The organism is Flavobacterium sp. PMTSA4, assembly GCF_032098525.1.
In the GTDB taxonomy this organism is placed as follows: domain Bacteria; phylum Bacteroidota; class Bacteroidia; order Flavobacteriales; family Flavobacteriaceae; genus Flavobacterium; species Flavobacterium capsici.
Window position 1 is genome coordinate 2,174,895 of record NZ_CP134890.1, and the last position, 13,802, is coordinate 2,188,696.

Below are 13,802 nucleotides of genomic sequence, written 5' to 3' on the forward strand. Positions count from 1 at the left end.
CTATGACAGCAACTTTTGATATTAATCAAAACAGCAGAAATGTTCTTTTGAATTTTTTAGAAAATAACTCTTTGGAACAATTAAATACAATTCCCGAAGGTTTTAGCAATAACCTTATCTGGAACATTGGTCACATTGTAGTTGTTCAACAATTATTGGTTTACAACTTATCTGGTTTACCAATGATGGTTTCAGATGAAATGGTGGCAAAATACCGACGTGGTTCAAAACCAGAATCTCCCGTTTCTCAAGATGAAGTTGATGAAATTAAATCATTATTATTTTCAACTTTAGAAAAAACAAAAACCGATTTTGAAAATAAAATTTTTAAAGAGTTCAAAGAGTTTACCTCAATGACAGGTTACACTATGAAATCAGCAACCGATGCTATGACATTTAACAATTACCACGAAGCCATTCACATCGGAATCATGATGCAAATCAATAAATTTGTTTAGAAGCTTTTTCCAGCTATTCGTTGCAATCTTTTTTATTTTAAAGAAAATAAAAAAGGATTTCCACTTCTATCTGGGCTATTTCTGTACAAAAAAGTACCTTTGTACAAATTAAAAAAATAAAACTGAAAATCAACTAAAAATGAAATTCAATACTAAAGTAATACATGGCAATCAACACCATGAAAAAGTAACTGGAGCAGTTATGCCACCAGTTTTTCAAACCTCAACCTACGCACAAGTTTCACCAGGAAAACCAGTTGGAGATTACGAATATTCACGTGCAGCAAATCCAACACGTCAAGCTTTAGAAGATGCTTTAGCTTCTATTGAAAATGGTGCTCGCGGTTTAGCGTTTGCTTCTGGTTTAGCCGCAACCGATTGTTTACTTCGAATGTTTAAAGCTGGTGATGAAATCATTGCAATGGACGATTTATATGGCGGAACGTATCGTTTGTTTACTCGTTTATATAAAGATAGTGGCATCAAATTTCATTTCGTAGACATGAACGATTTGGATAAATTTCAATCGTTAATTAATGAAAATACCAAATTGGTTTGGGCTGAAACACCAACCAATCCATTAATGAAATTAGCCGATATTCAAGAAATTGCTAAAATTACTAAAAAACACAACTTGCTTTTTGCTGTTGATAATACTTTTGCCACGCCATATTTACAAAAACCGTTGGATTTAGGTGCTGATATTGTAATGCATTCGGCAACAAAATATCTTGGTGGACATTCTGATGTTATTGCTGGTGCATTGGTTATAAAAGACAAAACACTAGGTGACGAATTGCATTTCAAACAGTTTGCAACAGGTGGAACTTTAGGTCCAATGGATAGTTTCTTGGTTTTACGTGGCATCAAAACCTTGCATTTACGTGTACAACGCCATTGTGAAAATGGAATGAAAGTAGCCGAATTTTTGAGCAATCATCCAGAAGTTGATAAAGTATATTATCCTGGTTTACCAGACCATCCGTTTCATTCCATTGCTAAAAAACAAATGAGTGGTTTTGGCGGAATGGTTTCTTTCACTTTCAAATCGAGCAAAAAAGAAGATGCTATTTCATTTTTAGAAAAAGTAAAAGTTTTCACATTAGCAGAATCACTTGGTGGTGTTGAAAGTTTGGCAAATCATCCAGCATTAATGACGCATGCTTCTATTCCTGAAGACAAACGAAAAGAAGTTGGAATTACCGATGATTTAGTTCGTTTAAGCGTTGGTATTGAAGATATCGATGATTTATTAGCAGATTTAGAACAAGCGTTTAGATAAAAAAAACCTCGCAATTGCGAGGTTTTTTTTATTTGTAATTATTCTTAAAAACCATAATTCACTCCTAAACCTATAACTTGACGCGTTTGAAAACCTCTAAAGGCATTGTCATCATAAATAGTTTGGAAAGCTAAGTTTGTGGTTAGATATTTATTGATTTTCATTACAACATTTAACGTGTAATCTAAATCAACATTTTGTGGATCTTCTAAATAATTAGAATAAAGATTTAGAATGTTTTCGACTGAAACATTTTCCATCAAATTGAATTTATAATAAGCATTTATAGCAGCACCAAACTCGTAACGAGAAGAATCGCCTTGCTCTACACCAAAAGAAGGACCAAGTTCAGTAAAATGAGGATGAACAATAATCAATTTAGAAGTAGCCGGAGCAATATTTACCTTAAGATTATCGCTTTTTTTCCACATCATCCCTGGACCAAATTGAAAATAAGCAGGCGAAAAGAAATGTGAAGTTTTAATTCCGGTATCTAAATCAAACCCAGAATCAAATTGTGTTTGAAAATTAAAAAACAAAGAATAAAACCAATATCCACTGGCTTTTCTTCCTGCCAAAGTGTTATAAATTAATCTATCATCCGATTTTTGAACATCTTGGTCTTTTATTTTGGTTAAACCATATCCAGCAATAATTTTATTATCCCAATTCCAATTTTCGCTTTTATAATTGAAATCGTAATTTAAACCAATATTTCCTGAAATATTACTTTGTCCACCAGCTAACCAATTGTTAAACGTTGCTTGATTTGCTAAAAATGTAAATGTTCCTTTTTTTGTCCAACCATTTGGTTTTTCTTCTTTTAATTTTGCTTCAGCTTCTTCATTCTTTTTTAATAATTCTTTCTCATTTACTTGAGAAAAAACAACCGAAGTAACAAACAATAAAATTGTTGATAGTAAAATTTTCTTCATAATGTTGAATTTTGTATTTCTGATTATAAATATAAGAATTCTTTTTACTCCGTCAATTTTTAGCCTTTTTAAACAACGGTACAGCTGAACACGCTTCTCCATACATAATGCTTTTAGCGACTTTTTGAAGTTGTTGAACTGCCATAATATAAGCGCTTTCAGGAACAGGCTTTTTAGAACAACCTTTTAAGATCATAGGTTTATCTAGATATTTTGAATAATCTAATTGATTTAAAATTTCTTGATACAAAGCTGTATTCAAGTCGTCAATTGAGCCTAAAACTACTTTTTTGGCATATGGAGCAACATAAGTAGTTACCAAAATAGTCGCCCAAGCAGGAATTATAGCATCTGTCGCACAATGAACTGCTACATATTGATTTTCATATTGCGTCCAATCATGATTTTTTAAAGCTTCTCGAAAATCTTTTTCTTTTAAAAGAAAACCTTCAAAAAGCCACTGCGAAATATCAATTTGAGTCCTAATCCCGATAGGATAATAATCTTCCAAATCGAATACTTCTAAAACAGAATTGGCAACTTTATTAATTATTTCGTCTTGCATGATTACAACATTCCTAACTCTAATTTTGCTTCTTCACTCATCAAATCTTTGCTCCATGGTGGATCAAAAGTAATTTCTACTTCACATGATTTAACATGCTCTATTTTTTGAATTTTTTCTTCCACTTCACGCGGTAAAGTTTCGGCAACAGGACAGTTTGGAGAAGTTAAAGTCATTAAAACTTTTACTTCATTATCCTCATTAATCATTACATCATAAATCAGTCCTAATTCGTAGATGTCTACAGGTATTTCTGGATCGTAAATGCCTTTTAAAACCTTTACAACGTTTTCTCCTAAATTGATATCGTCTTTAAATTCTTCCATAGTTTTTAATTTTTAGCATTAAATGCCAATGCATACATTTTTAAGTGTTTTATCATCGAAACTAATCCATTTGCTCTCGTTGGTGATAAATGTTCTTTCAGTCCAATATCATCAATAAAATCTGTATTTGCTTCAAGAATATCAGAAGCTTTTTGATTGGAAAAAGCTCGAATTAAAATTGCAATTATTCCTTTGGTTAATATGGCATCACTATCGGCAGTAAAAACAATTTTATCGTTTTCTTGTTCTGCATGAACCCAAACTTTTGATTGGCATCCTTTGATTATATTGTCTTCGGTTTTATACTTCTCATCAATTAATGGTAGTGCTTTCCCTAAATCAATAATGTATTCATAGCGTTGCATCCAATCATCAAACATCGAAAACTCATCTACAATTTCATTTTGTATTTCTTGTATACTCATTTATTTTTCTTTATTCTGGTTTCTTTACCATAGAAACTATTTTATCTACCAATTGTTTTATTTCAGTTGGAGGATTTTTATGATCAAAAGCTTTAGTCTCATAATTAGTGTCTTGATAACGCACTTTTAATTCTGCAATTGCTGCTCCATCATAAAAACGTTTTTGCGATGGATCTTTCAAATTTGGTAACTCTTCTAAATTAATTTTTTCAAAATATCCTATTAACTCTTTCCAGTCACTATCCGATATTTTCATTTGTTCTGATGGATTATCCGGCGTTCTTCCTTCAGAAACTGTTGCAATTTGATTAGAAATTATTACTTTTAAATGATAACCACGAGTATGAGCATCATATTGTAAAACCGCTTTTGAAATATCGTTTTGAGCTTCGTTGTTACAACCTTTTCCAAGAAAAATGGTTAATAAAATCATGCTAATTGCTTTCATAGTTTTAAATTTAAGATAACATCATTTGAGCTTTTTTCACTGCTTCAATTAAAGCATCAATTTCTTCTTTAGTGTTGTAAAAAGCAAAACTAGCTCTAATTGTTCCAGGAATTTTATAAAAATCCATAATTGGTTGTGCACAATGATGTCCGGTTCGTACTGCTATACCTAATTTGTCAATAATTGTACCAATATCATATGGATGAATTCCATCAATATTAAACGAAATTACGGAAGTTTTTTCTTTTGCAGTACCAATAATTTTTAATCCTTCGATTTCTAATAGCTTTTTGGTTCCATATTCCAATAATTCGTGTTCGTAATCTGCAATATTATCAAAACCTATTTGGTTTAAATAATCTATCGCGGTTCCAAGCACAATTCCACCTGCAATATTTGGTGTTCCAGCTTCAAATTTGTGTGGCAAATCGGCATAAGTAGTTTTTTCAAAAGAAACTGTTGCAATCATTTCTCCGCCGCCTTGATATGGTGGCAATTTGTTCAACCATTCTTCTTTTCCATATAAAATTCCAATGCCAGTTGGACCACAAATTTTATGTCCAGAAAAAACGTAAAAATCGCAATCTAGCGCTTGTACATCTGGTTTTAGATGTGGTGTTGCTTGTGCGCCATCAATTAAAATTGCTGCTCCAACTTCATGTGCTTTTTTAATCATAAATTCAATAGGATTAATAGTTCCCAAAGCATTTGAAATATGATTTACAGCAACAATTTTTGTCTTACCAGACAGCAAATTTTCATATTCTGGTATAATCAATTCGCCATTTTCATTCATCGGAATGACTTTCAGCTTAGCACCTGTTTTTTCACAAAGCATTTGCCATGGCACAATATTACTGTGATGCTCTAAAGCTGAAACTAAAACCTCATCGTTTTCGTTTAAAAGAGAAGCAAAACCATTAGCTACAGCATTAATCGAATGAGTTGTTCCTGAAGTGAAAATAACTTCGTGAGCAAATTTTGCATTGATATGATATTGAATTTTTCCTCTTGAAATTTCATAAGCATCGGTTGCTAATTGACTTAAAGTATGCACACCACGATGAATATTAGCATTTATTTCTTCGTAATATTTTGAAATTGCCTCAATAACTACTATAGGCTTTTGAGAAGTTGCTCCGTTATCAAAATAAACCAAAGGTTTGCCGTTTACTTTTTGAGAAAGAATAGGAAAATCGGCTCTAATTTTTTGTATATCTAACATTACTTTATTTAGAAAAATTCTAAATACAAAAGTAAGGAAATACAATTGTTTAACTGCTAAACTAATATTAATATTTTTCTAAATGAATACTAACGAAAAGTGAAATTAGTAAATTGCATGAAAAACAAACCTCATGAAAAAAATCACAAAAATTTTTGTCATTCTAATCATAATTCTATTGGCATATCTGAGAGTTGTAATTTATCCACAACTGGATTTAATCTCTGGTTTTTCGGCAAAAAGTGTGGCTTCTGGTCATTTTATTGACAATCGATCGCTTGAAACCATCCAAAAAGGCGATAATGATATTCCTAAAGTAGATTGGGCAACCAATGAAATAAATGAAACTAATCAATTTGTAACCTCAAATGTATATGGAATTAAAGAACGTAAAGCCATTTATCGCAAAGGTTTAGGAGCAACTTTGATTAATGACGATTTTGATGTTAATAAACCTTATGAAGTTCCAAAAAGAACTAAAATCTCTACTAATTTACCTTTTCCATATGGAAATCTTGAGCAAAAAGACACTGTTTTTAAAAACATTGATTACGAAAAATTACAAAATGCTGTAAACAATGCTTTTGATATAAAAGGTGAAAAAAACAAACGAACCCGTTCTGTTTTGGTGGTTTACAAAGACAAAATCATAGCAGAAAAATATACTGATGGTTTTAACAAAAACTCCAAAATATTAGGTTGGTCAATGACAAAAAGCATTACAGGAACTTATTTTGGGATTTTGCAACATCAAGGCAAAATTGATATTATGAAACCTGCGCCAATAGCTGAATGGAAAAACGATGAACGCAAAAATATTACCATCAACGATTTGCTACACATGAATTCGGGTTTAGAATGGGAAGAAGATTATGGTAAAATTTCAGATGTTACCAAAATGCTTTTTATTTCTGAAGACATGACGAAATCGCAAATTGATAAACCTTTGGTTGGAAAACCTAATCAAACTTGGAAATACTCTAGCGGAACGACCAATTTATTATCGGGAATTTTGAGAAAACAATTCAAAACCCATCAAGAATACTTGGATTTTTGGTATTCATCATTATTGGATAAAATTGGAATGAACTCAGCAATTATAGAAACTGATATCGCAGGAAATTTTGTTGGTTCTAGCTATGGTTGGGCTACAACTCGTGATTGGGCAAAGTTTGGCTTACTTTATTTACACAAAGGAAACTGGAACGGTGAACAAATTTTTGATGAAAGTTGGGCAAAATATGTTGCTACACCAACGAACACTTCCAATGGAATTTATGGTGCTCATTTTTGGCTGAATGCTGGTGGTAATTTTCCAGATGTGCCAAAAGATATGTATCGCTGTAGCGGTTATCAAGGCCAAATGGTGATTATCATTCCTTCTTTGGATTTGGTTGTAGTTCGAATGGGATTGAGTGAAGAATTTGATATGAATGGGTTTTTGAAAGAAGTGATTGAAAGTTTGGAGAAATAAAAAAGGTTGTTTTCACAACCTTTTAATTATAAATCAAACCCTAAATTAACGCCTAATTTCATGGCGATAATCTTGGTAATTCGTTGTTTTAATTCGGGTATTTTGATGCTTTCAATAACTTCATTTGAAAAGGCATACATCAATAACGCTTTGGCTTCTTTCTTAGGAATTCCGCGCTGTTGCATGTAAAACATAGCTGTTTCATCTAGCTGACCAATAGTACAACCATGAGAACATTTTACATCATCTGCAAAAATCTCTAATTGCGGTTTTGCGTTAATTGTTGCTTTATCACTCAATAAAATGTTGTTGTTTTGCTGAAAAGCATCTGTTTTTTGAGCTTCTTTTTCTACAAAAATCTTTCCGTTAAAAACACCTGTTGCGCTATCAGCTAAAATGGTTTTATAGTTTTGATGACTTTCACAATTAGGCGTAGCGTGATTTACTAAAGTATAATGGTCAACATGTTGCTTGTCGCCAATAATTGTAATTCCTTTTAAGGTAGAGTCTATTCTTTCGCCAAAATGATAGAAATTCAGATTATTTCTGGTAATATTTCCACCAAATGAAAACGTATGTACCGAAACGTGACTTTCTTGTTTTTGAGAAATATAAGTGTTGTCAATTAAGTTTGCCGATTGTAAATCGTTTTGAATTTTATAATAATCAACTATGGCGCGTTTTTGAGCAAAAATTTCAGTAACCGCATTAGTCAATACTGGATTTTCATTCAAACTTTGATGTCTTTCTATGATTTGAACATGAGCATTTTCACCAACAATAACCAAATTTCTAGGTTGAACCATCAAAGCATTTTCAACACCAGTTGAGAAATAGATAATTTCAATTGGTTTATCGACAACTTTACTTTTTGGAATATTAATATATGCACCTTCATTTGCAAAAGCAGTATTTAAAGTCGTTAAACTTTCTTCTTTGCTAGCAATTTTATTAAAATATTCATCAATAACCATTTTATACTTTGGCTTTGTCAACGCAGATGACATCAAACAAACATCTAATCCTTCATGAGTTGTTGCCGATAAAAAAGAACTGTATTTTCCATCAATAAAAATCACTTTATATGTATCGATTTCATGTAAAAAATACTTTTTTACGTCTTTAAATTCGATAACATTTTCGTTTTTTGGAAATACTGAATAATCATTTTTTAAAATTGAATTCAAAGAAGTATACTTCCAAGCTTCCTCTTTTTTGGTTGGAAAACCTTTATTTTCAAAGTTTTTTATAGCAGAAGTTCTAACATCGTGTAACTCATTATGTACATCAATGCTTTCTTCAAAAGCCATAAAAGACGATACTATTTTTTCTTTCAACTCCATATTAAACTAGTTCAGCTTTAATCCAATCGTATCCTTTTTCTTCTAGTTCGTAAGCCAGTTCTTTGGTGCCCGATTTAACGATTCTTCCGTTCATTAATACGTGAACATAATCAGGAACAATATAATCAAGTAAACGTTGGTAATGCGTAATTACTAAAACGGCATTGTCCTCATTTTTTAATCTGTTTACACCATTAGCAACTATTTTCAATGCATCAATATCTAAACCTGAATCGGTTTCATCAAGAATAGCGATTTTTGGTTCTAGCATTGCCATTTGAAAAATTTCATTTCGCTTTTTTTCTCCTCCAGAAAATCCTTCGTTTAACGAACGCGATAAAAACTTTCTATCAATCTCTAATAATTCTGATTTTTCGCGAATTAGCTTTAACATTTCGTTAGCTGGCATTTCTTCTTTACCATTTGCTTTACGAGTTTCGTTTATTGCCGTTTTCATAAAATTGGTAACAGAAACACCAGGAATTTCAACAGGATATTGAAAGGAAAGGAAAACACCTTTGTGTGCTCTTTCTTCTGGTGCCAAATCTGCTAAATCTTCGCCTTCTAATTCAACTGTTCCTTCAGTTACATCGTAATTTTCATTACCTGCAATTACTGCCGAAAGTGTACTTTTTCCTGAACCATTTGGTCCCATTATAGCATGAACTTCTCCTGCTTTAATTTCAAGGTTGATTCCTTTTAATATTTCTTTATCTTCAACTGAAGCGTGTAAATTTTTTATTGATAACATTGTTTTGAATGTATTTTTCTAATTTATTATTAACCTACTGAACCTTCTAATGAAATTTCCAATAATTTTTGAGCTTCTACAGCAAATTCCATTGGTAATTTATTTAAAACATCTTTACTAAATCCGTTTACAATTAAAGCAATCGCTTTTTCGGTTGGAATTCCACGTTGATTACAATAGAAAACTTGGTCTTCACCTATTTTACTCGTCGTAGCTTCGTGTTCAATTTTTGCTGAAGTATTTTTGCTTTCTATATATGGAAATGTATGTGCGCCACAATTATTTCCCATTAACAAACTGTCACACTGGGAAAAATTACGAGCATTATCAGCTCTTGCGCTAATTTGAACCAAACCACGATAGCTATTTTGAGATTTTCCTGCCGAAATTCCTTTTGAAATAATGGTTGATTTGGTGTTTTTACCCAAATGTATCATTTTGGTTCCCGTATCAGCTTGTTGAAAATTATTGGTTACTGCTATCGAATAAAATTCTCCAACCGAATTATCACCTTTTAATACACATGAAGGATATTTCCAAGTTATAGCTGAACCCGTTTCAACTTGAGTCCAAGATATTTTTGCGTTTTTCTCACACAAACCTCTTTTGGTCACAAAATTATAAACACCGCCTTTTCCTTCTTTGTTTCCTGGATACCAATTTTGAACCGTTGAATATTTTATTTCGGCATCATCTAAAGCAATTAATTCAACAACTGCAGCGTGTAATTGATTTTCATCACGACTCGGTGCAGTACAGCCTTCTAAATAAGAAACATAACTTCCTTCATCGGCAATTACTAATGTTCTTTCAAATTGTCCTGTTCCTGCTTGATTTATACGGAAATAGGTTGATAATTCCATTGGACATTTAACTCCTTTTGGTATGTAACAGAAACTTCCATCTGAGAAAACTGCAGAATTTAATGCTGCATAAAAATTATCTCTTTGAGGAACTACCGTTCCAAGATATTTCTTTACCAACTCTGGATGTTCTTTGATAGCTTCAGAAATTGGACAAAAAATAATTCCTTTTTCTGCCAATGTTTTTTTGAATGTTGTGGCAACTGAAACTGAATCAACCACGATATCCATGGCAACATTATTCATTTTTTTTTGCTCATCAATAGAAATTCCTAACTTTTTATACATCGCCAAAAGTTCTGGATCAACATCGTCTAATGTTTTATTAGGATCTGATTTTTTTGGTGATGAATAATAAGAAATTGCCTGAAAATCTGGTTTTTCATAATGAACATTTGCCCATTCTGGTTCAATCATTTCCTGCCAAGCTCGAAATGCATCTAAACGCCAATTGGTCATCCACTCTGGTTCTTCTTTTTTTAATGAAATAGCGCGAACGATTTCTTCGTTTAAACCTACTGGAAAAGTTTCAGAATCTAATTCGGTGTAAAAACCATATTCGTATTCCTTGCTTTCGAGTTCAACTTTTAAATCGTCTTCGGTATATTTTGCCATAATGATTATTTGTTTTTTATAGTGAAAACGACTCGCCGCATCCACATGTTCTTGAAGCATTCGGATTATTAAAAACAAATCCTTTTCCGTTCAATCCTCCTGAAAATTCTAAAATTGTTCCTGCTAAATAAAGAAACGATTTTTTTTCAACCGCTATTTTCACATTATTATCTTCAAAAACTTTGTCGTTTTCTCCAAGCTCTTTATCAAACTTTAATTCATACGACAAACCTGAGCAACCACCACTTTTTACGCCTACTCTAACATAATCTTTGGTTGCATCAAAACCGTCTTCTTGCATCATTGCAACGATTTTTTTACTAGCGTCATCTGATACTTTTATCATTGTTATTTTGATTTTGTCTAAATTAACTGCAAAGTTACTACATTAATCGTTTTTTTCAATGAATAGTAACATTTTTATAACTTATATAGTGATAAATAGATTTTATATAATCCTTTGAATGAATTCCTCTTTTAAAAATTATGAATTTTTAAAGTAGATTTTAAAAACAATTTTCATTTTTAAAACTTTTCTATTCTAGTATTTTATATTTGTATAAAACTAGTAACCATGAAAATCTACCCTATAGAAGCTGGAAATTTTAAGCTCGATGGTGGAGCAATGTTTGGAGTTGTTCCAAAAACATTGTGGAATAAAACCAATCCTGCAGATGAAAACAACCTCATCGATATTGCTGCACGTTGTATGCTTATTGAAAATGAAAATCGATTAATTTTAATTGATACAGGAATGGGAAACAAACAATCTGAAAAATTCTTAAGCTATTATTCGCTTTGGGGAAATCACTCTTTAGATGGTTCGTTGCAAAAATTAGGTTTTCATCGTGACGATATTACTGATGTTTTTATGTCACATTTACATTTTGACCATTGTGGTGGAAGCGTTAATTGGAACAAAGATAGAACTGGTTATGAAGTTGCTTTTAAGAATGCTATATTTTGGACTAATGATAATCACTGGGAATGGGCAACAAAACCAAATGCTAGGGAAAAAGCTTCTTTTTTACATGAAAACATTATTCCGATGCAGGAAAGTGGTCAACTTAATTTTGTAAAAAGACCTGAAGGAGATTTTAGTTTCTCAAAAGAGTTGGAATTTAATATTTTTTATGTTGATGGTCACACCGAAAAAATGATGATTCCACATGTAAAATACAAAGACAAAACTATTGTTTTCTGTGCCGATTTACTACCAACTGCAGGTCATATTCCGTTACCATATGTTATGGGTTATGATACAAGACCACTTTTAACTTTACCCGAAAAAGAAAAGTTTTTAAAAACTGCTGCTGAAAATAATTTCTATTTATGGTTAGAACACGATGCACATAACGAAATCATAACTGTAGAAAATACCGAAAAAGGAGTTCGCTTAAAAGAAGTTTTCAAATGCAGCGAAATCTTAATGTAGTGTTAATCGTTTAATTTCCTGTAACAAAAGCAATTATTTTTACACTACTCATATGATAAAAATTTAAAAGCTATGATTAAAAAGTTTTTAGCAATTTCATTAATTGCGCTTTCTTATACTTCTTTTTCGCAAACTACGGATACTGTAAGCTACAGAAAACAACCGCTTAGCGAAGAACAATTGCAACGTTGGAGTCATCTTGATTTAGAAAAAGATTCTATTCCTGGAATGAGTGTTGACAAAGTTTACAATGAACTTATTAAAGACAAAAAAGGTTCAAAAGTTATTGTTGCCGTGATCGATTCAGGTGTTGACATTGATCATCCAGATTTAAAATCTACCATTTGGACTAATAAAAAAGAAAAAGCCAACAATAAAAAAGATGACGACAAAAATGGCTTTGTTGACGATGTTCATGGATGGAATTTTCTTGGTGAATCAAACAATGAAAACTTAGAATTGGTTAGAATTTTGAAAAAACCAAATGATAGTTCAGAAGTTTACAAAAATGCTTTGGCAGATTATGAGAAAAAATACAACAAGGTTTTCCCTTTGAAGCCAACCGTTGATATGTTTTTAAAAGCCGATAAAACTGTTCGTGAGTTTTTGAAAAAAGATGATTACACTTTGGAGGAATTAAATGACATGCCTTCTGTGAAATATGAATTATTTCAAAGCAAAAGAATGATGCAATCTTTTGCAGAACAATCTGGTGGGAAAGATTTTCATGAAGATTTAAAAGAGTTCAAAGATTATGTTTACGACCAATTGAATTATAATTTAAACAAAGAATTTGATGGAAGAAAAATAGTTGGCGATAATCCAGAAGACATCAATGATAAAAAATATGGTAATAACGTAGTCTATTCTGAAGACCGAAAAGATTCACTTCATGGAACACATGTTGCTGGAATTATTGCTCAAGTTCGTGGCAATGGAATTGGTGGCGATGGTGTTGCCGAAAATGTAGAAATTATGCCAATTCGTGCGGTTCCAAATGGTGATGAATATGATAAAGACATCGCATTAGGAATTCGCTATGCTGTAGATAATGGAGCAAAGGTTATCAATGGAAGTTTTGGAAAAGATTATTCTCCACATGCTGAATGGGTTTGGGATGCAATAAAATATGCCGAAAGTAAAGATGTTTTAATTGTTTTTGCTGCTGGAAATGACGGAAAAAATGTAGATACAGAACCAAGTTTTCCTTCTGATTCTAAAGATAAAAAAACTGAAATTGCATCGAATGTTTTAAAAATTGGTGCTTTAAACAACAATTATGGTCCAAAAATGGTTGCTGATTTTTCAAATTATGGAGCAAAAAATGTAGATGTTTTTGCGCCTGGAGTAAAAATTTATGCAACAATTCCTGATGGAAAATACAAATACGAACAAGGAACGTCTATGGCTTCGCCAAACGTTGCAGGTGTTGCTGCAATGATTCGTTCATTTTATCCAAATTTAAAAGCCACACAAGTAAAACAAATCATCATGCAATCGGGAACGCCAATTAATTTTGATGTAGAAGTTGGTGATGAACACAAATTGATTCCTTTTTCAGAAGCTTGTGTTTCTGGTAAAATTGTGAATGCTTACAACGCTATGAAAATGGCCGAACAACTTTCAAAAGAAATTAAAACCAATCCAAAATTATAAA

14 protein-coding genes and 1 pseudogene are annotated in these 13,802 nt (G+C 31.9%); 5 read left to right on the forward strand and 10 right to left on the reverse strand.

Annotated elements, in window-relative coordinates:
- Positions 1 to 2 precede the first annotated feature (2 nt).
- Both RN605_RS09925 and RN605_RS09930 read left to right on the forward strand, forming a co-directional pair.
- Entirely contained in the window at positions 3 to 458 is a 456-nt protein-coding gene (locus tag RN605_RS09925; RefSeq protein ID WP_313324502.1) for a DinB family protein, read from the forward strand.
- Between the two features lie 130 nt (positions 459 to 588).
- Positions 589 to 1,740: pseudogene (locus RN605_RS09930) on the forward strand (cystathionine gamma-synthase); the annotation flags it as partial.
- 44 nt (positions 1,741 to 1,784) lie between these two features.
- Here RN605_RS09930 and RN605_RS09935 read toward each other — a convergent pair.
- From RN605_RS09935 to RN605_RS09960, 6 genes are read right to left on the reverse strand one after another with little or no spacing between them, the layout of a single operon-like run.
- A complete protein-coding gene (locus tag RN605_RS09935) occupies positions 1,785 to 2,675 on the reverse strand; it encodes a DUF3078 domain-containing protein (protein WP_313324504.1) in 891 nt (296 codons plus the stop codon).
- 52 nt (positions 2,676 to 2,727) lie between these two features.
- Complete coding sequence (locus RN605_RS09940) at positions 2,728 to 3,240, reverse strand: DUF2480 family protein (RefSeq protein ID WP_313324505.1); 513 nt, start codon at positions 3,238 to 3,240, stop codon at positions 2,728 to 2,730.
- Between the two features lie 2 nt (positions 3,241 to 3,242).
- Positions 3,243 to 3,566 carry an SUF system Fe-S cluster assembly protein gene (locus RN605_RS09945; RefSeq protein ID WP_313324506.1) on the reverse strand — a complete coding sequence of 108 codons (324 nt, stop codon included), beginning with the start codon at positions 3,564 to 3,566 and terminating at the stop codon, positions 3,243 to 3,245.
- Between the two features lie 5 nt (positions 3,567 to 3,571).
- The gene (locus RN605_RS09950) at positions 3,572 to 3,991 is read right to left on the reverse strand and encodes a SufE family protein (protein WP_313324507.1); all 420 of its coding nucleotides are present in this window, start codon (positions 3,989 to 3,991) and stop codon (positions 3,572 to 3,574) included.
- Between the two features lie 10 nt (positions 3,992 to 4,001).
- Entirely contained in the window at positions 4,002 to 4,439 is a 438-nt protein-coding gene (locus tag RN605_RS09955) for a hypothetical protein (RefSeq protein ID WP_313324508.1), read from the reverse strand.
- A gap of 10 nt (positions 4,440 to 4,449) precedes the next feature.
- Entirely contained in the window at positions 4,450 to 5,664 is a 1,215-nt protein-coding gene (locus RN605_RS09960; protein WP_313324509.1) for an aminotransferase class V-fold PLP-dependent enzyme, read from the reverse strand.
- A 133-nt stretch (positions 5,665 to 5,797) separates the two neighbouring features.
- Between RN605_RS09960 and RN605_RS09965 the strand changes: the two genes are divergently transcribed.
- Positions 5,798 to 7,138: a serine hydrolase domain-containing protein gene (locus RN605_RS09965; RefSeq protein ID WP_313324510.1), complete on the forward strand. Its 1,341-nt coding sequence runs from the start codon at positions 5,798 to 5,800 to the stop codon at positions 7,136 to 7,138.
- Positions 7,139 to 7,164: 26 nt separating this feature from the next.
- Here the strand turns inward: RN605_RS09965 and sufD are convergent, their stop codons facing one another.
- From sufD to RN605_RS09985, 4 genes are read right to left on the reverse strand one after another with little or no spacing between them, the layout of a single operon-like run.
- Positions 7,165 to 8,481: a Fe-S cluster assembly protein SufD gene (sufD, locus tag RN605_RS09970; protein ID WP_313324511.1), complete on the reverse strand. Its 1,317-nt coding sequence runs from the start codon at positions 8,479 to 8,481 to the stop codon at positions 7,165 to 7,167.
- A 1-nt stretch (position 8,482) separates the two neighbouring features.
- Positions 8,483 to 9,232 (reverse strand): Fe-S cluster assembly ATPase SufC, encoded by a 750-nt coding sequence (sufC, locus tag RN605_RS09975; protein ID WP_313324512.1) that lies wholly within the window; start codon positions 9,230 to 9,232, stop codon positions 8,483 to 8,485.
- A 29-nt stretch (positions 9,233 to 9,261) separates the two neighbouring features.
- Complete coding sequence (sufB, locus tag RN605_RS09980) at positions 9,262 to 10,710, reverse strand: Fe-S cluster assembly protein SufB (RefSeq protein WP_313324513.1); 1,449 nt, start codon at positions 10,708 to 10,710, stop codon at positions 9,262 to 9,264.
- Positions 10,711 to 10,726: 16 nt separating this feature from the next.
- Positions 10,727 to 11,056: a HesB/IscA family protein gene (locus RN605_RS09985; RefSeq protein ID WP_313324514.1), complete on the reverse strand. Its 330-nt coding sequence runs from the start codon at positions 11,054 to 11,056 to the stop codon at positions 10,727 to 10,729.
- Positions 11,057 to 11,284: 228 nt separating this feature from the next.
- Between RN605_RS09985 and RN605_RS09990 the strand changes: the two genes are divergently transcribed.
- Positions 11,285 to 12,145: an MBL fold metallo-hydrolase gene (locus tag RN605_RS09990; RefSeq protein ID WP_313324515.1), complete on the forward strand. Its 861-nt coding sequence runs from the start codon at positions 11,285 to 11,287 to the stop codon at positions 12,143 to 12,145.
- Between the two features lie 72 nt (positions 12,146 to 12,217).
- On the forward strand, positions 12,218 to 13,801 hold the full coding sequence (locus tag RN605_RS09995; RefSeq protein WP_313324516.1) for a S8 family peptidase: 1,584 nt from the start codon (positions 12,218 to 12,220) through the stop codon (positions 13,799 to 13,801).
- The last annotated feature ends 1 nt before the right edge of the window (position 13,802 follow it).